Annotated in this window: 18 protein-coding genes; 2 read left to right on the top strand and 16 right to left on the bottom strand. The window is 70.6% G+C overall.

Annotated features, from left to right (window positions below):
• Positions 1 to 27: 27 nt before the first annotated feature.
• From argH to AC5YDA_RS13740, 7 genes are all read right to left on the bottom strand, one after another.
• Positions 28 to 1,470, bottom strand: coding sequence for an argininosuccinate lyase (gene argH, locus AC5YDA_RS13770; protein ID WP_496190139.1), 1,443 nt, complete (start codon positions 1,468 to 1,470; stop codon positions 28 to 30).
• Positions 1,471 to 1,481: 11 nt separating this feature from the next.
• Positions 1,482 to 1,970, bottom strand: a complete 489-nt coding sequence (gene argR, locus AC5YDA_RS13765) for an arginine repressor (protein WP_496190138.1) — start codon at positions 1,968 to 1,970, stop codon at positions 1,482 to 1,484.
• Positions 1,967 to 3,148, bottom strand: a complete 1,182-nt coding sequence (locus AC5YDA_RS13760; RefSeq protein ID WP_496190137.1) for an acetylornithine transaminase — start codon at positions 3,146 to 3,148, stop codon at positions 1,967 to 1,969. The genes argR and AC5YDA_RS13760 overlap by 4 nt, the downstream gene beginning before the upstream one ends.
• Positions 3,145 to 4,044 (bottom strand): acetylglutamate kinase, encoded by a 900-nt coding sequence (argB, locus tag AC5YDA_RS13755; RefSeq protein ID WP_496190136.1) that lies wholly within the window; start codon positions 4,042 to 4,044, stop codon positions 3,145 to 3,147. Before argB ends, AC5YDA_RS13760 begins: the two co-directional genes overlap by 4 nt.
• On the bottom strand, positions 4,041 to 5,195 hold the full coding sequence (argJ, locus tag AC5YDA_RS13750) for a bifunctional glutamate N-acetyltransferase/amino-acid acetyltransferase ArgJ (RefSeq protein WP_496190135.1): 1,155 nt from the start codon (positions 5,193 to 5,195) through the stop codon (positions 4,041 to 4,043). Before argJ ends, argB begins: the two co-directional genes overlap by 4 nt.
• Positions 5,192 to 6,223 carry an N-acetyl-gamma-glutamyl-phosphate reductase gene (argC, locus tag AC5YDA_RS13745; protein WP_496190134.1) on the bottom strand — a complete coding sequence of 344 codons (1,032 nt, stop codon included), beginning with the start codon at positions 6,221 to 6,223 and terminating at the stop codon, positions 5,192 to 5,194. The genes argJ and argC overlap by 4 nt, the downstream gene beginning before the upstream one ends.
• A 129-nt stretch (positions 6,224 to 6,352) precedes the next feature.
• On the bottom strand, positions 6,353 to 6,919 hold the full coding sequence (locus AC5YDA_RS13740) for a TetR/AcrR family transcriptional regulator C-terminal domain-containing protein (protein ID WP_496190133.1): 567 nt from the start codon (positions 6,917 to 6,919) through the stop codon (positions 6,353 to 6,355).
• A 94-nt stretch (positions 6,920 to 7,013) separates the two neighbouring features.
• Between AC5YDA_RS13740 and AC5YDA_RS13735 the strand changes: the two genes are divergently transcribed.
• Positions 7,014 to 8,420 carry an NAD-dependent malic enzyme gene (locus AC5YDA_RS13735; protein ID WP_496190132.1) on the top strand — a complete coding sequence of 469 codons (1,407 nt, stop codon included), beginning with the start codon at positions 7,014 to 7,016 and terminating at the stop codon, positions 8,418 to 8,420.
• Positions 8,421 to 8,517: 97 nt separating this feature from the next.
• Positions 8,518 to 9,411, top strand: coding sequence for a serine/threonine-protein kinase (locus AC5YDA_RS13730; protein ID WP_496190131.1), 894 nt, complete (start codon positions 8,518 to 8,520; stop codon positions 9,409 to 9,411).
• 6 nt (positions 9,412 to 9,417) lie between these two features.
• Here the strand turns inward: AC5YDA_RS13730 and AC5YDA_RS13725 are convergent, their stop codons facing one another.
• The 9 genes from AC5YDA_RS13725 to istA form a co-directional block, all read right to left on the bottom strand.
• Positions 9,418 to 11,949, bottom strand: coding sequence for a DEAD/DEAH box helicase (locus AC5YDA_RS13725; RefSeq protein WP_496190130.1), 2,532 nt, complete (start codon positions 11,947 to 11,949; stop codon positions 9,418 to 9,420).
• Positions 11,950 to 12,071: 122 nt separating this feature from the next.
• On the bottom strand, positions 12,072 to 14,624 hold the full coding sequence (gene pheT / locus AC5YDA_RS13720; protein ID WP_496190129.1) for a phenylalanine--tRNA ligase subunit beta: 2,553 nt from the start codon (positions 14,622 to 14,624) through the stop codon (positions 12,072 to 12,074).
• The gene (gene pheS / locus AC5YDA_RS13715) at positions 14,621 to 15,730 is read right to left on the bottom strand and encodes a phenylalanine--tRNA ligase subunit alpha (RefSeq protein WP_496190128.1); all 1,110 of its coding nucleotides are present in this window, start codon (positions 15,728 to 15,730) and stop codon (positions 14,621 to 14,623) included. Before pheS ends, pheT begins: the two co-directional genes overlap by 4 nt.
• Positions 15,731 to 15,797: 67 nt before the next feature.
• On the bottom strand, positions 15,798 to 16,661 hold the full coding sequence (locus AC5YDA_RS13710; protein WP_496190127.1) for a TrmH family RNA methyltransferase: 864 nt from the start codon (positions 16,659 to 16,661) through the stop codon (positions 15,798 to 15,800).
• A 110-nt stretch (positions 16,662 to 16,771) separates the two neighbouring features.
• The gene (rplT, locus tag AC5YDA_RS13705) at positions 16,772 to 17,137 is read right to left on the bottom strand and encodes a 50S ribosomal protein L20 (RefSeq protein ID WP_496190126.1); all 366 of its coding nucleotides are present in this window, start codon (positions 17,135 to 17,137) and stop codon (positions 16,772 to 16,774) included.
• A gap of 40 nt (positions 17,138 to 17,177) precedes the next feature.
• Positions 17,178 to 17,372 carry a 50S ribosomal protein L35 gene (gene rpmI, locus AC5YDA_RS13700; RefSeq protein ID WP_496190125.1) on the bottom strand — a complete coding sequence of 65 codons (195 nt, stop codon included), beginning with the start codon at positions 17,370 to 17,372 and terminating at the stop codon, positions 17,178 to 17,180.
• Positions 17,373 to 17,448: 76 nt separating this feature from the next.
• Positions 17,449 to 18,150 carry a translation initiation factor IF-3 gene (gene infC, locus AC5YDA_RS13695; RefSeq protein ID WP_496190124.1) on the bottom strand — a complete coding sequence of 234 codons (702 nt, stop codon included), beginning with the start codon at positions 18,148 to 18,150 and terminating at the stop codon, positions 17,449 to 17,451.
• Positions 18,151 to 18,497: 347 nt separating this feature from the next.
• Positions 18,498 to 19,301, bottom strand: coding sequence for an IS21-like element helper ATPase IstB (gene istB / locus AC5YDA_RS13690; protein ID WP_496189084.1), 804 nt, complete (start codon positions 19,299 to 19,301; stop codon positions 18,498 to 18,500).
• Positions 19,298 to 21,007: an IS21 family transposase gene (istA, locus tag AC5YDA_RS13685; RefSeq protein WP_496192733.1), complete on the bottom strand. Its 1,710-nt coding sequence runs from the start codon at positions 21,005 to 21,007 to the stop codon at positions 19,298 to 19,300. The genes istB and istA overlap by 4 nt, the downstream gene beginning before the upstream one ends.
• Between the last annotated feature and the right edge of the window lie 164 nt (positions 21,008 to 21,171).

Here is a 21,171-nt window from a genome sequence, read left to right as displayed (position 1 = left end):
TGGCAACCCTAGCGGACGGCGTCCGCCTCACCCGTGGGCGTTCGCGGCGCCGTCGGACCCGATCCAGGCACTGACGGCCGTGATGGCCTCCGCCACCTCGGGCAGCTGGACGGTCTCCACCTGCTCGCGGGCGGTGCCCCCTCGTCCGTTGCGCGCATTGATGGATCCCTCGACCGTCAGCACGGCCAGCACCCCCACCCCCAGCCGCTCGTCGATGGCGGGCAGGTCGTGGGCGGTGAGCTCGTAGAGCTCGATGCCCTTGCCCTCGCAGTAGCGCACGGCCCTGCCGGAGATCTCGTGTGCCTCGGCGAACGGGACGCGCTGGCGAACGAGCCAGTCGGCCACGTCGGTCGCCAGGGAGAAGCCCTCGGGAGCGCGCGACGACAATCGTTCGGGGTGGAAGGTCAGCGTGCCGATCATCCCGGCCACCGCCGGCAGGAGGACGCGCAGCTGGTCAAGCCCGTCGAAGATCGGCTCCTTGTCCTCCTGGAGGTCCCGGTTGTATGCCAGGGGCAGACCCTTGAGGGTGACCAGCAGGCCCGTCATGTTGCCGATCAGGCGGCCCGCCTTGCCGCGAGCGAGTTCGGCCACGTCCGGGTTCTTCTTCTGGGGCATGATCGACGACCCCGTCGACCAGGCGTCGTCCAGCGTGACGAAGCCGAACTCCACGGTCGACCAGAGGATGACCTCTTCGGAGATCCGGGAGAGGTCCACGCCGATCATCGCGAGGATGAAGGCGGCCTCGGCGACGAGGTCGCGCGCGGCGGTGCCGTCGATCGAGTTGGGGACCGACCCCGCGAAGCCCAGCTCGCGCGCAACCAACTCCGGGTCGAGCCCCAGCGACGTGCCGGCCAGGGCGGCCGATCCGTACGGGGACACGGCCAGGCGGCGGTCGAGATCCTTGATGCGCTCGATGTCACGCAGCAGCGGCCACGCGTGCGCGAGGAGGTGGTGCGAGAGGAGGACGGGCTGGGCCGACTGCAGGTGCGTGCGCCCCGGCATGGGGACGCCGAGGTGCGCCTGCGCCTGATCGTGCAGCGCGACCACGACCTCCTGCACCCCGACGGCGACGACGCGCAGTTCCTCACGCAGGTAGCGGCGGATCAGCGTGGCGATCTGGTCGTTGCGCGAGCGACCCGCGCGCAGGCGTCCGCCCAGCTCGGGCCCGACCCGCTCCATCAGGCCGCGCTCCAGCGCGCCGTGCACATCCTCGTCGGTTTCCGCCGCGACGAACGCGCCCGAGGCGACGTCGGCGTCCAACCGGGTGAGCCCGTCGAGCATGCCGGCGAGTTCATCGTCGGTGAGCAGGCCCGCCGCGTGCAGGGCCTTGGCATGCCCCTTCGAGCCGGCGATGTCGTGGTGAGCGAGCCGCCAGTCGAACTGCGTCGACTTGCTGAGCGCGAACATCGCCTCGGCGGGCCCCCCGCTGAAGCGTCCGCCCCAGAGTCGTCCCTCACCGGCCTCGGTCATGGCATTTCCTCTCATGCGCCCGCGCCGAGCGCGAGCAGGTGTTCGGCCAGCGCGGCCCCGCCATCGGGTGCACGGCTGACGATCAGGATCGAATCATCCCCGGCGATCGTACCGAGGACGGAGTCCAGCCCGGCCTTGTCCACGGCGGACGCCAGGTACTGGGCGGCGCCGGGCGGGGTCTTGACCACGACGAGGTTCGCCGAGGCCTCCGCGGACAGCAGCAGTTCGGACGCCAGCCTCACGAGCTTGGCGTGGGCCCGGCCCAGGTCGGCCGCCTCCAGGTCGCGGATCGCGTAGTTCAGCTCCCCCGTCGCCGAGCGCAGCCTCACTGCCCCCACGTCCACGAGGTCCTTGCTCAGCGTGCCCTGGGTGACCGCGAACCCCTCGTCGGCCAGCAGGTCCGCCAGCTCGGTCTGGGAGCGGATCGTCTGACGGGTGAGCAGTTCCACGATGCGGCCCTGGCGGGCCGCCTTGGACGTCCCCACGGCCCGCTCGGTCACGTCGCGGCCACCAACTGCGGCAGCGCGTCGACGAAGCCCTGCAGCTCCTCGCTGGTGATGACGAGCGGCGGAGCGAGCCGGATCACGTCCGGACGCGGTGCGTTCACCAGGAAACCGGCCTCCAGCGCCGCCGCCCAGACCTCCTTGGCGTTCGGCTGGTTCAGGACGATCCCACGCAGGAGGCCGCGTCCACGGACATGGCTGACCTGCGGCAGGCCCATTCCCTCGATGGCGCCGACGAGCCACTCACCCGTTTCGCGCACGTGTCCCAGCAGCCCCTCGGACTCGATGACATCCAGCACCGTGAGGGCCGCCCGCGAGGCGAGCGGGTTGCCGCCGAAGGTGGAACCGTGGTGGCCCGCCTGCAGGAGAGCCGCGGCCTCGCCGGTCGCGACGCAGGCGCCGATCGGGAAGCCCCCGCCGAGTCCCTTCGCGAGGGTGACGAGGTCGCCCACCACGCCCTCGCCCCGGCTGGCCAGCCACTCGCCGGTCCGGCCGATCCCGGTCTGGACCTCGTCGAGCCACAGCAGGGCCCCGTGCTCATCGCACAGCGCCCGGACGCCGGCGAGCCACCCGTCCGGCGGGGTGACGGCACCGCTCTCGCCTTGGATCGGCTCGACGACCACGGCGGCGACGTCGTCGCCCATCGCGGAGCCCAGCGCCTCCAGATCGCCGAACGGCACCCAGGTGACGTTGTCGGGCAGCGGTGCGAACGGGTCGCGGTAGGCGGCGGTCGCGGTGACCGAGAGGGCGCCCATCGTCCGGCCGTGGAAGGACCCCTCCATGGCGACGAGGCGTGGGCGTCCGGTCAGGCGGGTGGCCTTCAGGGCTGCCTCGTTGGCCTCGGTGCCGGAGTTGGTCAGGAACGTCCGCGCCTGGCGTCCGGAGTCGCCGGAGACCAGCGCGTCCAGCTTCTCGGCCAGCGCGACCTGCGGCTCGGAGGCGAACAGGTTGGAGATGTGCATCAACTGGCCCGCCTGCTCGGCGATGGCCGCGACCAGGCGCGGGTGCGCGTGACCCAGCGAGTTCACCGCGATCCCGGCCAACAGGTCGAGGTACTTGACGCCGTCGGCGTCCCACACCCAAGGGCCCTCGCCGCGCACCAGCACGCGTGGGGGCGTGCCGAAGGTGTGCATCAGGGCGGTGCCGTAGCGGCCCAGGACGTCTGCGTTGCTCATGCGGGCACCACCATCGTGCCGACACCCTCGTCGGTGAAGATCTCCAGCAGGATCGAGTGGGGCTTGCGGCCGTCCACGATCGTGGCGAGCGGGACGCCGTCCTCCACGGCGGCCAGGCAGGCCTCCATCTTCGGGATCATGCCGCTGGCCAGGTTCGGCAACAGTTCGCGCAGCCCCTCGGTGGTGATGGAGGCGATGATCTCGTCCTTGCTCGGCCAGTTGGCGTAGAGCCCCTCGACGTCGGTCAGCATGATCAGGCGGTCCGCACCCAGTGCGGACGCCAGCGCCGCCGCTGCCGTGTCGGCGTTCAGGTTGAGCACCGCACCGGTCTCGTCCGGGGACACCGAGGCCACGACGGGGATCCGTCCGGCCTCGATGAGGTCGGTGATGGCGGCGGTGTCGACGCCGGCGACCTCACCGACGAGTCCCAGGTCGATCTCCTCGCCGTCCACCACGGTCCCGCGGCGGCGTGCCGTGAACAGGCCGCCGTCCTCGCCGGACATGCCGACCGCGAGCGGGCCGTGGGCGTTCAGCAGGCCGACGAGTTCACGGCCCACCTGCCCCACGAGCACCATCCGGACGACCTCCATGGCCTCCGGGGTGGTGACGCGGAGGCCGCCCTTGAACTCACTGACGATGCCGAGTCGGTCGAGCATCAGGTTGATCTGGGGACCCCCGCCGTGGACGACGACGGGCCTCACGCCGCAGCGGCGCAGGAAGACGATGTCCTCCACGAACGCCTTCTTGAGCTCGTCGCTGACCATCGCGTTGCCGCCGTACTTCACCACCATCGTGGCGCCCGCGTACTTGGTGAGCCAGGGCAGCGCCTCGATGAGTGTGCCCGCCTTGGCATAGGCCTCGTCCTGCACCTGTGCGGTGCGCGTCGTGTACGTCATGAGCTGTACTCCGCGTTCTCCTTGACGTAGTCGTACGTCAGGTCGTTGGTCCAGACGGTGGCGGACGCCGAACCCGCTGCCAGGTCGATCTCGACCCGCACCTCGCGCGGCGTGAGGTCCACGAGGGAGCGGTCCTCCCCCAGCGCGCCGGTGTCGAACACCGTGACGCCGTTGAAGGAGACGCTCACCCGGTCGGGGTCGAACGTCGCCCTCGAGGTGCCCGCCGAGGCGAGCACACGCCCCCAGTTGGGGTCGTTGCCGAAGATGGCGGTCTTGAACAGGTTCGACCGGGTGACGCACCGGGCCACGTCGACGGCCTCGTCCTCGGTCACGGCATTCACGACGGTGACCGCGATGTCGTGGCTCGAGCCCTCGGCATCCGAGAGCAGTTGGCGGGCCAATGAGGCACACACCCCGGTGAGTGCCTGCGTGAACTCCTCGGGGTCGGGGGCGACGCCGGACGCCCCGTTGGCCAGCAGCAGAACGGTGTCATTGGTCGACATGCAGCCGTCGGAGTCCGTGCGGTCGAACGTCACGCGGGTCGCCGCACGCAGGGCCGTGTCGGCCTCGGCCGGGGTCAGGTCGGCGTCGGTGGTGATGACCACGAGCATGGTGGCCAGCGCCGGGGCGAGCATGCCCGCACCCTTGGCCATGCCGCCGACGCTCCAGCCGCTCTCGCTGGTGGTCCCCGCCTGCTTGCTCACGGTGTCGGTGGTCATGATCGCCAGCGCGGCATCGGCGCCACCCCGGGTGGACAACTCCGCAGCGGCCGCCGCGATGCCAGTGCGCACGGCGTCCATGGGGAGGCGGGCGCCGATGAGGCCGGTCGAGCAGACGGCGACCCTGTCAGCGGTCGTCCCCAGGGCGGACGCCGTGGTCTCGGCCATGGCGCGGGCGTCGGCCAGGCCGTCCGCACCGGTGCACGCGTTCGCGCCGCCCGAGTTCAGCACCACGGCGTCGAGGTGGGCGTCGGCCAGGGCGTCGATCGACCAGACCACTGGAGCCGCCTGGAAGCGGTTGGTCGTGAACACGCCGGAGGCGACCCTCTTGGGGCCGACGTTGCGCACTAGGGCCAGGTCGTGGTTGCCCGACGCCTTGATCCCGGCCCGCACGCCGGCTGCGGTGAAACCTTGGGCTGCGGTGACGCTCACGGGGCGACTCCCAACGTGGTGAGGCCGAGGGTCTCGGGGAGGCCCAGGGCGATGTTCATGGATTGGATGGCCCCGCCGGCGGTGCCCTTGGTCAGGTTGTCGAGGGCAGCGACGGCGACGAGGCGGTGCGCGGCGGCATCCACGGCGACCTGCACGTGGACGTGGTTGGAGCCGACCACCGACTGCGTCTGGGGCCACAGCCCCTCGGGCAGCAGGTGGACGAAGGGTTCGTCGGCCCAGGCCTGTTCGTAGGCGGCCCGGACGTCGTCGGTGGAGATGGGCGCGGACAGCGGCGCGGTGACGGTCGCCAGGATGCCGCGCGGCATCGGGACGAGCACCGGCGTGAACGACAGGGTCGGCTCCACGGCGCCGAGCTTGCGGAAGTTCTGCAGCATCTCCGGCACGTGCCGGTGCACGCCCCCCACCCCGTACGCGGACGCCGAGCCCATCAGCTCGCTGCCGAGCAGGTGCGGCTTCAGGGACTTCCCCGCCCCCGAGGGACCCGTGGGGGCGACCACGACGACATCATGGCCGTCGACGATGCCGGCGGCCAGCGCGGGCGCGATGGCCAGCGTCACGGTGGTCGGGAAGCAGCCGGGGACGGCGATGCGGCGCGCACCGGCGAGGACGTCACGCTGCCCGGGCAGCTCGGGCAGGCCGTAGGGCCACGTCCCGGCGTGCTCGGTGCCGTAGAAGTGCCACCACTCCTCGGGCGACTCCAGGCGGAAGTCCGCACCGGCGTCGACCACGAGGACGTCGTCCCCGAGTTGCGCGGCGACCTCAGCCGACGTCCCGTGCGGCAGCGCGAGGAACACGACGTCGTGGCCTGCGAGGTTCTCGGGAGTCGTGTCGCCGACGACACGGTCGTACAGCGGTGTCAGGTGCTGCTGGTGCTCACCCAGGCGGCTGCCGGCCGAGGACTTCGCCGTGAGCGCGCCGATCTCGATGTCGTTGCGCCCGAGCAGGAGCCGCAGGATCTCCCCACCCGCGTAACCCGTGCACCCGGCGACTGCAACCTTCGTCTTCATGTGCATGATTATGCCCCCTTTGGAATAGATATTCCAAGTCCGTCCGAGTCGATCCTCGCCTCGTGCGGACCACACCTGCGTCGGCGCGGAACGCTGCCGGCCGCTCGGGAGCGCCACCGAGGCGTCCGGTCATCGCGGCAGCTCGTGCAGCCGTCGCGACTCCACGCCGTCGAGAAGGAGGCGGATCCCGAGGGCGAACGCCTCGTCCGCCTCCTGGGCGCTGGACGCATCGGTCGGGTGGAACCTCTCCCAGTCCAGTCGGGCCTGCTCCTCGGCCACGTGCCCCAGCACGAAGTACAACAAGGCGGACGCCGCCCCGCGCGCCTCGGTCGGGCTCAGCCCGGCCGTGGCCAGCAGCGTCGCGGGGTGCCGGGTCGTGTCGTGGCGCGACAACCGGAACCCGCGCGCGGTCGCGACGAGCTCCGCGGAGTCGCGGTGTCCCAGCAGAGCCGTCCGGAGGCTGTTCGCCCACCCCTCCACGGCATCACGCCACAGGCCGATCGGCTCCTGGACCTCGGCCAGGATCAGGTCGGCCACGCCCGCGAGCAGGGTCTGCTTGTCGGGAACGTGGTGGTAGAGCGCGCCGGGTTGCACCTCGAGCGCACCGGCGACGCGGCGCATGCTGAGTCCCTCCAAGCCGTCCGCGTCCAGGATGCCGCGGGCGGCATCGAGCACGGTGGGCAGGGAGAGGGCCATGAAGGCAGACTACCGACCCAGCTCCCGCATCAGGGCCGAGCAGCGCGGAGCGGCCGACCCTGCAGCCGCACCCGCTTCTCGGTACCCTCGCGATGTGACCCGACAGACCCCGTCCCCCGCCTACTCCGTCCGGATCCGCGTGCGCATGGTGAACGAACCCGGCACGCTCGGCCACATCGCCGTCGCCATCGGTGACGTCGGCGCCAACATCGTCGCCCTGGAGGGCTTCGTGGTGAAGGGTGCCTACCTCGAGGACGACATCACGATCTACTGCAGCTCGGTGGCGCACCAGGAGGAGGTGCGCACGGCGATCGACGCACTGGAGGGCGTCGAGATCCTGGCTTGGGACGACCGGGTCCACAGCCTGCACGAGGGCGGCAAGATCGAGGTCGTGTCCAAGTCCCAACTGGCCGACATGGACGACCTGGCGATGCTCTACACCCCCGGGGTGGCCCGCGAGTGCCGGCGGATCGCCGCCGACCCCGACCGGTCGTTCACCCACACGATCCGCAAGAACACGGTCGCGATCGTCTCCGACGGCACCGCGGTGCTGGGGTTGGGCAACATCGGCCCGCGCGCCGCCATGCCCGTGATGGAGGGCAAGGCGCAGCTCTTCAAGCACTTCGGCGGGGTGGATGCGTTCCCGATCTGCATCGACACCACCGACCCGGACGAGATCGTCTCCCTGGTGCAGAAGCTGGAACCGACCTTCGGCGGCATCAACCTCGAGGACATCGCCGCCCCCCAGGCGTTCGACATCGAGGAGCGTCTCGCCGCGTCGATGGGCATCCCTGTCTTCCACGACGACCAGCACGGCACCGCGATCGTCGTGGTGGCGGCCCTGATCAACGCCCTCAAGATCGTGGGCAAGGACATCGGCGACATCAAGCTGGTGACCGCCGGCGTCGGCGCGGCCGGCATCGCCGTCATGAAGATGGTCATGGCACTGGGCTGCAACCACATCGTCGGGGTCGACCACGCCGGCGTGGTCCACACCGGGCGCGAGGACCTCGACTCGAGCAAGCGCTGGTTCGCCGAGGTCACCAACCCCGAGAACCTCCAGGGCTCGATCTCGGACGTCATCGGGGGCGCCGACGTCTTCATCGGTCTGTCCGCCCCGAACGTCCTGACCGTCGACGACGTGTCGGCCATGGCGTCCGACCCCATCGTCTTCGCGATGGCCAACCCCGACCCGGAGATCCGTCCGGAGCTGATCAAGAACATCGCGGCGGTCATCGCGACCGGACGCAGCGACTTCCCGAACCAGATCAACAACGTGCTGGCCTTCCCCGGCATCTTCCGCGGCGCCCTCGACGCGCGCGCCACCAAGATCACCGAGCGCATGAAGCTGGCGGCGGCACACGCCATCGCCGAGGTCGCCGCCGACGAACTGCACCCGCAGTACATCATTCCCTCGGCGTTCGACCAGCGCGTGGCCCCGGCCGTCGCCGCGGCGGCCATGGCCGCCGCTCAGGCGGACGGCGTGTGCCGCCCACTCTGACGCGTGGGCCGGGAGGGGGGCTGGTGACGGCCGGTCAGCGCGGTACGCTGACTGTCAGGCCTTGTGATTCGCACCCGGCCGGCCGAATGAGGTGGACATGGAGCGACTTCGTCCTGGGCTGGTCCTCGCGGGGCGCTACCGCATGGTGCGCCACGTGGCGTCGGGTGGCATGGGCCAGGTCTGGGAGGCCCACGACGACACCCTCGACCGCACGGTGGCCCTGAAGATCATGCACCCGCACACGCAGGACGAGTTGGCCCTGGCCGAGCGGTTCCGCGACGAGGCACGCTTCGCCGCCCAGTTGGCCCACCCGAACATCGTGGTGGTCCACGACTTCGTCGAGGACGACGGGCTCTCCTTCCTCGTCATGGAGTTCGTGGACGGACCGACGCTGGGCGGGCTGCTGGAGGCGGGCCCGCTGGAGCCGGAGGAGGTCCGACGGATCCTCGGCCAGCTGGCAGCGGGGCTGGCGGTCGCGCACAGCATCGGCATCATCCACCGCGACATCAAGCCGGCGAACGTCCTGATCAACGGCGACCGCGCCCAGCTCATGGACTTCGGCATCGCCCGCTCCATCGACTCCGAGTCACGCACAATGACCGGTCAGGTGCTGGGCACCGCGCACTACCTCAGCCCGGAACAGGCGCTGGGTCAGACGGTGGGCCCGCCGACGGACGTGTACGGGCTGGGGGTCCTGGCCCACGAGATGCTCACGGCGCGCAAGCCCTTCGACCGGGGAACGCCGATCGCCACGGCGCTGGCGCACGTGCAGGACGCACCCCCGCCGCTGCCCGACGACACCCCGGCCGATCTGGTGGAGCTCATCACGGCCTGCCTGGCCAAGGAGCCGGCCGATCGCCCGGAGGCTTCGCTCATCGCGTACCTGCTGAACGAGCCGATGCCGGCCCCGACGACGGCCACGCCCGTCGTGGGGACGGACGCGACGGTGGCCATGCCCGTGGTGCCCCGCCGCGCACTGCTGGACGACTGACCGTCCTCAGTCCTGCCGGCTGAAGTCGGTGACGTGGAGGACGAGGTCGCCGGCCTCGTCACACTCGTCCAGGTCGACCCAGGCGTGCAGGGCCCAGTCTTGATTCCCCGCGGGGTCGGCGATGATCTGGCGCACCTGCCACGTCCGCCCCGCCCTGGAGCCGGTCGCCACCTCGACGTCGAAGTACTTCGGCCCGCGCGCGTCGGCGTCGGTGCCGATCGCGTCATGCTCATCCCAGTAGTCGCCCAGCGCGTCGTCCCAGTGCTGGCGGGTCATCACCACCGACTGCCCCGTCTCCAAGGAGGCGAGGGCGTCCAGGTCGTCGTCGGCCATCAGCTCGACCCGGCGCCACATCGCATTGCGGACCAGCACCCGGAACGCCCGTTCATTGCCCGTCACCGGTCGGCTCGGCGGCGGGGCCTCGTCCACGGACGCGGCGGGCTCGCCCGCCAGCGCGGCCAGCTTGTTCCACTCGTCGATCAGCGAGGAGTCCGTCAGGCGGGTCACCTCCCCGAGCCACGCGATCAGGTCGGCCAACTCCTCACTGCGGGACACCTCGGGCACCGTCTGCCGCAGCGCCCGGTAGCCGTCCGACAGGTAGCGCAACAGGAGTCCCTCGCTGCGTTGCACCTTGTAGTGGGCCACGAACTCGCCGAACCGCATGCCCCGGGCGTACATGTCGCGCACGACGCTCTTCGGCTTGACCGGGGTCTCGTTCAGCCACGGGTGCGCGGCGGCATAAACCCCGTGCGCGTGCTCGAGCAGCTCGGCCAACGGCTGGGGCCAGGTGACCTCATCCAGGGCGTCCATGCGCTCGTCGTACTCCAGCCCGTCGGCCTTCATCTCCTGGACGGCCTCGCCTCGCGCCCTGAACTGCTGCTGCAGCAGAATCACCATCGGGTTCTCCAGCGTCGCCTCGATCACGCTGACGACGTCGAGTGCGTACTCCGGGCTCTCGGGGTCGAGGGTCTCGATGACGGCCAGCGCGAACGCCGACAGCGGCTGGTTGAGGGCGAAGTCGCGCTGCAGGTCGACGGCCAGGGCGTAGCGGCGTCCACCCGGGGTCGGCCGGTCGAGTCGCGTGACCACGCCGGCCCGCAGCAGGGAACGCCCGAGCTGGGCGGCGCGCTTGATCAGGCGCCGGCGGGTGGCGGTGTCCGGGTTGACCGAATCGATGAGGCGCACCACGGCCGCGCCGGTGTCGGTGTCGCGCTGCAGCAGGTTGAGCAGCAGCGCGTGGCTGATGGCCAGACGCGGGTGGAGTTCCTCGGGATCGGAGGCGATCAGCTTGGTGAACGTGGCCTCGGTCCAGTTGACGAAACCCTCGGGGGGCTGCTTGCGGCGCACGGAGCGCAGCTTCTTCGGGTCGTCGGCGAACTTGGCGACGATGCGGGCGTTCTCGACCTCGTGCTCGGGGGCCTGGGCCACCACGTACCCGACGGTGTCGAAACCCGCCCGACCCGCGCGTCCGGCGATCTGGTGGAACTCGCGGCTGCGCAGGGTGCGCACGCGGCGTCCGTCGAACTTGGTCAGGGCGCTGAACAGGACGGTCCGGATCGGCACGTTGATGCCCACGCCGAGCGTGTCGGTGCCGCAGATCACGGCGAGCAGGCCACGTTGCGCGAGGCGTTCGACCAGCCGGCGGTAGCGTGGCAGCATGCCGGCGTGGTGGACGGCGATGCCCGCCCGCAGCAGCTTGGCCAGGGTCTGGCCGAAGCCCGAGGCGAAAGCGAAGCCCTTCAACTCCTCGGCGAGGTCGGCGCGGCGGGCGGCGTCGGTGACGCCCTGGCTGAGCAACGCCTGGGCGCGCTCGATGGCGGCGGCCTGGGTGGCGTGCACCACGTACACGGGGGCCTGGTGCGTGGCGATGAGGTTGCCGATGGTCTCGTGGATGGGCTCCAGCGACCAGGCGTAGCTCAACGGCACGGGGCGGGTCGCGCCGCCGATGACCGCGGTGGTGCGCCCGGTGCTGGTGGTGAGCCGGTCGGCGAGGCGGGTGACGTCGCCGAGGGTGGCCGACATGATCACGAACTGGGCCTGCGGCAGTTCGACGAGCGGCACGTGCCAGGCCCAGCCGCGGTCGGGGTCGGCGACGAAGTGGAACTCGTCCATGACGACTTGGCCCACGTCGGCGTCCCGGCCCTCGCGCAGGGCGATGTTGGCCAGGATCTCGGCGGTGCAGCAGACGATGGGCGCGTCTCCGTTGACGGAGGCGTCCCCGGTGACCATGCCGACGTTCTCGGCACCGAAGGTGTCGACGAGCGCGAAGAACTTCTCGCTGACGAGTGCCTTGATCGGGGCGGTGTAGTAGGTGCGCAGGCCCGCGGCGCGCGCGGCGAAGTGGGCGGCCGTCGCGATCAGCGACTTGCCGCTGCCGGTGGGGGTCGTGACGACGACGTTGCTGCCCGACAGGATCTCGATGAGCGCCTCGTCCTGGTGGGGGTACAACTGAAGCCCGTCACGCTGGGCCCACGCGGTGAACGAGTCGTACAGGGCATCGGCGTCGGGGGCTTCGGGGAGGAACGGAAGAAGGCTCATGGCCCGGTCATCGTCTCATGGATGGCTGCGCGGCCTGGGGGCCCGACACTCACCTTCGCCACGCCTGACGGTGTTCCGTCACCGGGTCATGTGTGTCAAGGGTGAGTGTCGGGCCCCAGGCGTCAGGCGCGCAGCTCCGCCCCGAAGCGCTCCACGGCCGCGGCGACGGACGCCTCGCGCACGGCTGCGGCGTCCGCATCGGTCAGCGTGCGGTCGGACGCCCGCAGGCGCAGCGCGAACGCCACCGACTTCTTCCCCTCCGGCACCGGCGTGCCGCGGTAGATGTCGAACAGGCGGACCGACTCCAGGAGTTCGCCTCCGCCCTGGACGATGGCGGCCTGCAGGTCGGCGACCGGCACGTCCTCGTCGACGATGAGGGCGATGTCCTCCTTGGCGACGGGGTGCGCCGAGACCGGGTCGAGCGTGCCGGGTCCGGGCGAGAGCGACACGAGCAGGTCGAGGTCGATCTCCACCGCGGCGGTCCGCGCCGGCAGCTCGAACGCCTTGATGACGCTGGGGTGCAACTCGCCCGCGTAGCCGACGACCGTCTCCCCGACGAGCAACTCGGCACAACGACCCGGGTGCCACGGGGCCTGGGTGGCGGCGCGGCGCGCCAGATGCACCCCGACGACACCGGCGGCCACCTCGGCGAACGCGATCGCGTGGGTCCAGGAAGCCGGCACCGCGGCCCCCTGCCAGCCGGCGGGCTGCCAGGCCCCGGTGACGACCGCGGCCAGGTTGCGCGGCTGCCACGGGATGGCGCGCTCGATGGCGTCCAGCTCGTCGTCGCTCGGCCTAGCGGTCACCGCGGGCAGCGGTGCGGCCTCACCGGTCTCGGACGCGAAGAAGACGCGCCCCGCCTCGAACAAGGCGAGGTCGTCCGTGCCGCGGGACGCGTTGCGCGCCACGGCCCCGAACAGCCCCGGCAGGATCGACGTCCGCAACAGCGGCGCCGTCTCGGCGAGCGGGTTGACCAGGCTGACAGCACGGCGGCGGGGATCGTCCTCGTCCAGGCCCAACGCGTCCGCGTCGGCGGTCGAGGCCCACGGGAACGTCAGCACCTCGACGAAACCGGCGGTGGCCAGCGCACGGCCGATCCCGCGTCGGAGCTTCTGCTCCTCGGTGAGTCCGCGACCGACCGGGGCCGCCGGGACGACCGAGGGCAGGTGCTCGTAGCCCACCTTGATGCCGACCTCCTCGACGTAGTCGTAGGGGTCGGTGAGATCTGCGCGCCATGTGGGAGGCGTCAGGGTCAGGGTTTCGCCGTCACGCTCCACGCCCACACCGGACGCCGTGAGGACGGCCACCACGCGGTCGGCGGACACCGGCATGCCGAGGATGCGCTCCGGAAGCCCCCCGTCGATGGTGGTGACCGGCCTCGCCGGCACCTCTCCGGCGACGGTCTCAGCCACGAGGCGTCCCCCACCCAGCTCGATGAGGAGGTCGGCCACGCGGCGGGCGGCGCCGTAGGCGGCACCGGGGTCGACCGAACGCTCGAAGCGGCGCGAGGCCTCCGAACCCAGCTTGTGGCGGCGCGCGGTCCGCGCGATCGTCACGGCGTCGAAGTTGGCGGCCTCGATGACGATGCGGGTCGTGGTGTCGCGGAGTTCGGTGTCCTCGCCCCCCATGACACCGGCGAGGCCGATGGGCCCCCGGTCATCGGCGATGACCAGGTCGGCCTCATCCAGCGTGCGGACGACGTCGTCGAGCGTGGTGATCTGCTCGCCGTGCTTCGCCCGGCGAACGACGATGGCACCCTGCAGAGCGTCGGCGTCATAGCAGTGGTTCGGCTGGCCGGTCTCGAGCATCACGTAGTTGGAGATGTCGACGCTCAGCGAGATCGAGCGCATGCCGCACGCGGCGAGGCGCTGCTTCATCCAGCCGGGCGACTCGGCGGCGGGATCGAAGCCCTCCACCGTCAGCGCGACGAAGAGCGGGCACGCGTCGGACTCCAGGACCACGGGATGACCACCTTGGCGCGGGGCCGGGGTCTCGTGGGCGATGACGTCGCGATAGCCGACACCGAGCGCCTGCGCCGCCTCGCGGGCCAGGCCGCGCACCGACAGGCAGTGGCCCATGTCGGAGGTGACCGGCATGTCGAGCACGTCGTCGGAGACACCCATGGCCTCCAGTGCGGGGGTGCCGAGGACCCATGGGTTCCCCTCGGCGTCGGTGTCGCCCAGGACCATGATGCCGTGGTGGTCCTCACCCAGGCCCAACTCGTCCTCGGCGCAGATCATGCCGTCGGAGACGTGTCCGTAGGTCTTGCGCGACCCGATCGGGAACGGGCCGGGCAGGGTCGCGCCGGGCAGCGCCACGACGACCGTGTCACCGTCGACGAAGTTCAGCGCACCGCAGATCACGCCGCGCGGCCAGTGGCCGCCGGGCAGGCGGACGACCTCGTCGCCCTTGACCAGCGGGCCGGGCGCCACCTCGGGGGCGTGCTCCGCGCCGACGTCGACGTGGCACCAGCGAACGGTCTTGCCGTTCTTCTGCGGCTCCTCGACGAACGCGACGACACGACCGATGACCACCGGCCCGGTGACGTCCCCGCCGATGCTCTCGACCTGCTCGACCTCCAGGCCGGCGCTGACCAGTGCGTCCGCCAGCTGCCAGGCGGTGAGCCCGGCGGGCAGGTCGGCATACTCGGCGATCCAGCTCTTGGTTGCCCTCACCGTGCTTCTCCCCTCAGCATCCGGCTGAACCGGACGTCTCCCTCGACCATGTCGCGCATGTCAGCCGCGTTGTTCCGGAACATCAGCGTTCGCTCGATGCCCATGCCGAACGCGAAGCCCGAGTACACGCTCGAGTCGACGCCGGCGGCCTCCAGCACGCGCGGGTTGACGACGCCGCAGCCACCCCACTCGATCCAGCCCTCGCTGCGGCAGGTGCGGCACGGTGCGTCCGGGTTGCCGACGGACGCGCCGTGGCAGACGAAGCACTCCAGGTCGTACTCGGCGCTCGGCTCGGTGAACGGGAAGTAGTTCGGACGGAACCGCGTCCTGATGTCACCGAACATCTCGCGGGCCAGATGGTCCAGCGTCCCCTTGAGGTGGGCCATGGTGATGCCCTTGTCGACGCAGAGGCCCTCGATCTGGTGGAACACCGGCACGTGCGTGGCGTCGAACTCGTCGGCGCGGTAGACCTTGCCCGGGCAGACGACGTAGACCGGCAGCTCCCGGTCGAGGAGGGACCGGATCTGCACCGGCGAGGTGTGGGTGCGCAGCACCACGTGGCTGTCGTGCGGAGCGACGAACAACGTGTCCGACTCGCCACGCGCCGGGTGGTCCGCGCCGATGTTGAGCGCGTCGAAGTTCAGCCACTCGGCCTCCGCCTCGGGGCCTTCGGCGACCTCCCAACCCATGGCGACGAACACGTCGCCCATGAGGTCCATCAATCCGGTGATCGGGTGGATCGCGCCCTGGGGGGAGAGCCCCACCGGCAGCGTGACGTCGACGGTCTCCTCGACCAGCGCGCGCTCGAGTTCAGCGGACTCGACCTCGGCCTGGCGAGCCGACAAGCCTTCGTTGATCCGCGCCCGGGCGGCGCCGATCCGCTGGCCGGCATCCTTGCGGGCGGCCGGCGGCAGGGCGCCGATCTCGCGGTTGGCGAGCGCGATCGGCGCGCGCTCACCCGCGTGCGCCAAGCGCGCCTCCTTCAGGGCGGCACTGTCGGACGCCCCGGCGAACGCGGCCAGGGCGTCCGCGACGATGGCGTCCAGCGATTCCGCGCTCAGCGCGGCGACCTGCTTCGGGTCGTAGTTGTCGTTCGGCCCTGACATGGGCCCTCCTTGTCGAATCGTGGTCGGGCGCGTGGGATCTCCCCACGTGTCCGTACGCCGTGGGACGTCAGTTCGAGGCGCTCTGCGCGGACGCCGAGGCGTACAGGCAGATCGCGGCGGCCGTGGCCAGGTTGAGCGACTCCGCGTGTCCGTAGATGGGGACGGCGACCGTCTTGTCGGCCAGGGCGAGGTGCTCGCTGGGCAGCCCCCAGGCCTCGTTGCCCATCACCCAGGCGGTCGGACTCGCGAGCTCGGAGTCCAGGTCGCTCAGGTCGGCGCCGGCGTCCCCGTCGGTGGCGAACACCTGAAGGCCCGCGGCCCGGCAGGCCTCGATCGCCTGCTCCAGGTCCACACCGGTGACGATCGGCAGGTGGAACATGCTGCCCACGCTGGCCCGCACCGTCTTGGGGTTGTAGACCTCGACGGAGTCGGTGCTCAGGATCACGGCGTCCGCGCCGAACGCGTCCGCGCACCGGATCACGGTGCCGGCGTTGCCCGGGTCCCGGATCTGGGCGCAGATGACGATCAGCGCCACGTCGTTGCGCCGGTGCTTCTTCTTCTCCTTGCACGGGTCCTTGCGCTTCGTACCGAGCACCTGCGACAGGCTCACGTCGATGTTCCGCGCCACGGCGATCACGCCCTGAGGGGTGACCGTGTCCGACATCGTGGCGAGGTTCTGCTCGCTCACCGCGTACACCTGGACGTCGTGCTCGCGGGCGAGGTCGACCAGATCCAGGTTGTCGTGGACCGACGCCCAGCGGACGAACAGCCACCTCACGACACCCCGCACCTTGAGCGCCTCGCGCACCGCCTGGCGCCCCTCCACGAGGAACTCGCCGGTCTCCTTGCGCTCCTTGCGACGCAGCAGGCTGCGCGCCTGGCGCAACACGGCCTGGCTGGGCTCGTCCAGCTCGATCCGGTCAGTCGTCATCGCTATCCATCCTCACTCGTGCAGGTTCACCTTGCCACACCCGGTCGACGCAGAAACGGCAGCCCCCGGTCTTGGAACCGGGAGCTGCCGCTCAGCGTTGCTGTGTGACCTCAGGCGGCCGCGGGCTGGTTGGCCTTGGCCAGCTCGACGAGCTTCGCGAACGCGTTCTCGTCGGTGACGGCCAGGTCGGCCAGGATCTTGCGGTCAACCTCAACGCCGGCGGCCTTGAGGCCCGAGATGAATCGGTTGTACGTCATGCCGTTGGCGCGGGCAGCGGCGTTGATGCGCTGGATCCACAGCGAACGGAAGTCGCCCTTCTTGTCCTTGCGGTGGGCGTAGCTGTACGTGTAGCTGTGGAGCATCTGCTCCTTGGCCTTGCGGTAGAGGCGCGAACGCTGCCCCCGGTAGCCGGACGCGATGTCCAGCACCTCGCGGCGCTTCTTCGCCGCGTTCACTGCGCGCTTGACGCGTGCCATGGTGTTTCTCCTTGTGTGTTACGAAGTCGGGATCAGCAGGTCACTTGCCGAGCAGGCGGCGAGCGGTGCGGGTGTCGGCCGGGGACAGCACGACGTCGCTGCTGAGGCGGCGCGTGCGCTTGGAGGGCTTGTGCTCGTTGAGGTGCCGCTTGCCCGCGCGCTCGCGCATGAGCTTGCCGCTGCCGGTGACCCGGATCCGCTTCTTGGCACCGGAGTGCGTCTTCATCTTCGGCATGGCGCCGCTCTCTTTCTCTCGTGAACTCGCGTTCGTGTGCCTCGACACCGGGGGGACCGGGCCGTGGCCGTGTGTCCTACAGGTCGATGTCGGGGTCCAGGTTGTCGGCCGGCCCCCGCTTCTTCTTGGGCTGCGCCGCGGCCTGCTCCGCGGCACGGTGCTCGGCCAGGTGGCGAGCCTCCTGCTCGGCGTGCGCCTGGCGCTGCGACATACGGGCCTGCTTGGCGGCCTCGCCCTCGGCTCGCGCCTCGGCCTTCTTGCGGGTCGGGGCGAGCACCATGAGCATGTTGCGGCCGTCCTGGCGGGGCTGGCTCTCGACGACGCCATCCTCGGCGACGTCCTCGGCCAGCTTCTTGAGCAGGTTGAAACCGAGCTCGGGGCGGCTCTGCTCGCGGCCTCGGAACATGATCGTGATCTTGACCTTGTCGCCGGCCTTGAGGAAGCGGACCACGTGGCCCTTCTTCGTCTCGTAGTCGTGCTCGTCGATCTTCGGACGGAGCTTCATCTCCTTGATGACGGTGTTCGCCTGGTTCTTGCGGCTCTCACGCGCCTTCTGCGCGGACTCGTACTTGAACTTGCCGTAGTCCATGAGCTTGGCGACCGGCGGCCGGGCCTGAGCAGCAACCTCGACCAGGTCGAGATCGGCCTCACGAGCCAGGCGCAGGGCGTCCTCGATGCGCACGATGCCCACCTGTTCGCCGTTCGGGCCAACAAGTCGGACTTCGTTCACATGAATGCGCTCGTTGATGCGCGGTTCGGTGCTGATGTGTTCCTCCATGGTTCGTGGTGGTGTGCCGACCAAACGAAAAGGGCCTCCGCAGCACGCGGAAGCCCAAGCCGACGGCGCTCACCCCGCGCGATGCGGGGGCACCTGAAACCCGATCAGCCACTGCTGGTGCGGGTGGGAGCTTGGCGACTCCACTTGCCACGAACCGCCCTCACGGGTGGTCGAACCGTTCCATGGTAGCGGACGCTGCGTCGTACGCCCAATCGGGGGCCGAGAATGCTGCCACCCCTTGTCCGGCCCACCATGTGGGTCCCTCCGGCTGGCCGTATCGGCAGCGTGTCGCTTGCCAGCGTGATGGGACCACCGTGTTGCCACGAGCATGGGACCACTTGGAAGTGTTATCGAGCATGGCGGACCTCGTTTCTGGGGTCAACGGTGACGCGCCCGCGTTGGCGGTAGGAGGGGCCTTCGACGACGAGGGTGTGCGCGCCTGAGGTGAGTCGATCGATGGCGGATTGGGCGAGGAGGGCGTCGGTGGTCAGGCCGAGCCATTCGGCGGGTTCTCGGTTCGACACCCAGATCGTGGCGGCGCGGCGGTGACGTTCGACGACGATCTCGTAGAAGTCGTTGGTTTGGGTGGCGTCGAGGGCCCGCAGCGCGAAGTCGTCCACGATGAGCAGGTCGATGCTGGTCAGGCGTCGGAGCTCGGCCTCGAGGGTGTTGTCGAGCCGGGCCGCCCGCAACCGGGTGAACAGTTTGTCGGCGCGGTGGAAGCCGACGGTCAGGCGGCGACGGATGGCGATGTGCCCGAGCGCGGTGGCGAGGTGGGTTTTGCCGACGCCGACGGGGCCGAGGATGAGGACGCCGGTGCCGGCTTCGGCGAACCGCAGGGTGGTCAGGTCGGACCACAGGTGCCGGTCGTAGGTGAGGTCGGGTTGGTCGTCGAAGGTGTCCAGCCGCATCGTGGGGTCCAGGCCGGCCTTGGCGGCGCGGAGGGTCGCGGAGCGGCCCTCGCGGCGGGTGACCTCGTCGGACAGGACGAGTTCGAGGAACGCGGCGTGGCCCAGCTGTTGCTGGCGGGCCAGGTGGAGCCGTTCGGGCAGGGTGTCGGCCATGCCGCCCAGCTTCAGGGCGCGCAGGGTGCGGGTCAGGTCGACGCCGACCGGGTCGACCGGCGCCGGGGGTCTGGTCATGGTGGTCATCGGTGCTCCTCCTCGAAGAGGGTGTCGGGTCCGTCGTCGCGGACCAGGGTCAACGTGGCGACCGGACCGCCGGCGGTGGGGGTCCGGTGACTGGCAGGGGTGGTCCCCTGGATGGCAGCGGGGCTGGTCCGGTCACTGGCGAAGGCCGTCGGCCGGGTGGCGAACTCGGCGGGTTGGCGGGCGAACCGGCCGCCGGGGATGGTGCCAGTCGGTAGCAGCGGCAGGGTGTCCTCGGTGGCCCGCTCCAGCATGGAGGCGATCTTGGTGACCGACACCACGTCGAGGTCCAGGGCGCGGGAGCAGGCGGCTTCGACCGGCCCGTTGCCGTAGCGGCGGACCAGCCCAAGGAGCCGGTACACCGCGCGCATCCGCGTCCACGGCAGCGGGTCGTCCAGGAGCCGCTCGGCGTAGATCCCGATACTCGACCCGTGGACCGCGCACGTGCTGATCAGGCGGGTCAGGTCCCGTAACGCGTAGCCGGACCTCTCTGCGGGCAGGTCGTCGCGGTCGGTGGATCGGCCCCCCGGCGCTTGGCGGGGGTGGGTCTTGACCAGCCGGCCCCGGTGGTACAGCTTGACCAGTTCCCGGTCGGCGCGCACGTCCAGCTGGTGGCCGAGGTAGGCGCCGGGCACCGAGTAGAGGGCGCGGGCGACCTCGACGTGGAAGTCGCGGTGCACCTTCACGGTCTTGAACACGGGCACGTCATACGCCGGCGGGACGGGCAACAGCACCCCGGCCTCGTGCTCGTCGAACACCTCCGCCGGGCGGGCCTGCAGGGTGCCGTGGATCCGCATCCCGGCCCGCTCGGCGCACCACACCGTGGCGCGTTGTTGGGCTTCCTCCAGGCTGGTGAACACCTCACCGGCCCAGAAGTTGCCGCGGACGTACTGCACCGCCCGCTCGACCTTCGGTTTGTCCTTCGGTGATCTGACGCGGGCCGGGTCGGTGCCGAACCCGGCGTGTTGGGCGTAATCGAGCCAGCCTTGGGACAGGCGCGGGTTCACCGGATCGGGGTCGGTGACGATGGCCTTCATGTTGTCGGGGATCAGCACCTTGAACACACCCTGGAAGAACGCCCACGCCGCTTCACAGCCGGCGATGACCGCCACCAACGTCTGCGAGTACGTCAACCAGACGAACAGGTGCCGCGAGTAGCAGGCGGTGAAGATCAGGGCGTGGACCTTCCGCCGGCGACCGTCTTCGCCGGTCAGGTAGCCCAGGTGTCCGAAGTCGACCTGCAGCTCGACGCCGGGCTCGCCGTCGGCGACCCGCACGGTGGTGTCCTTCACGCGGAACCCGCACCGTTCGGCGGCGAACCGGTGCAACGTCCGATACGGCACCACACACCCCTGCCGCGCCAACAGTTCGTGGACCTTCACCACCGACAACGGCTTGGCGTCCTTGCCGTCACCGGCCAACCACACCGCGATCTGCTCCTGGCGGGCTTCCAGGGCCTCCCACGCCGTCCCGTGCCCGTTCGGGCGGGCCGGACGCACCGCCGACACCACCTGAGCGACCAGGTCGTCATCGACCGCCGTGAACCCCGCGTCCCGCTGCAGACCGGCCTCCTGCGCGGCGGCCACATAGCGGCGGGCCGTCTTGCGGTCCACCCCCGCCCGCTCGGCGACTGTCCGCAGCCCGGCGCCCTCGAGCCAGCCGCGGAGTACTTCCCTGACCTCAACCACACTGACCTCCCTGAATCCCACGCCCGTAGACCTCCATGACGGCGACACCGACACGGCGATCCAACGAGCCGACCCAGGACCCACCGGCAAGACACGCCGGGTGGTCCCATGACTGGCAATCCAAGTGGTCCCATGAACCTGGCAGAAAACCCGCTACCCCGGTCCCATGCTCATGGCAGGCGACA

It is taken from the genome of Propioniciclava sp. LT294 (assembly GCF_059516005.1).
The sequence above is the reverse complement of the archived record's forward strand: the minus strand, read 5'-3'. Positions and strand labels throughout refer to the sequence as shown.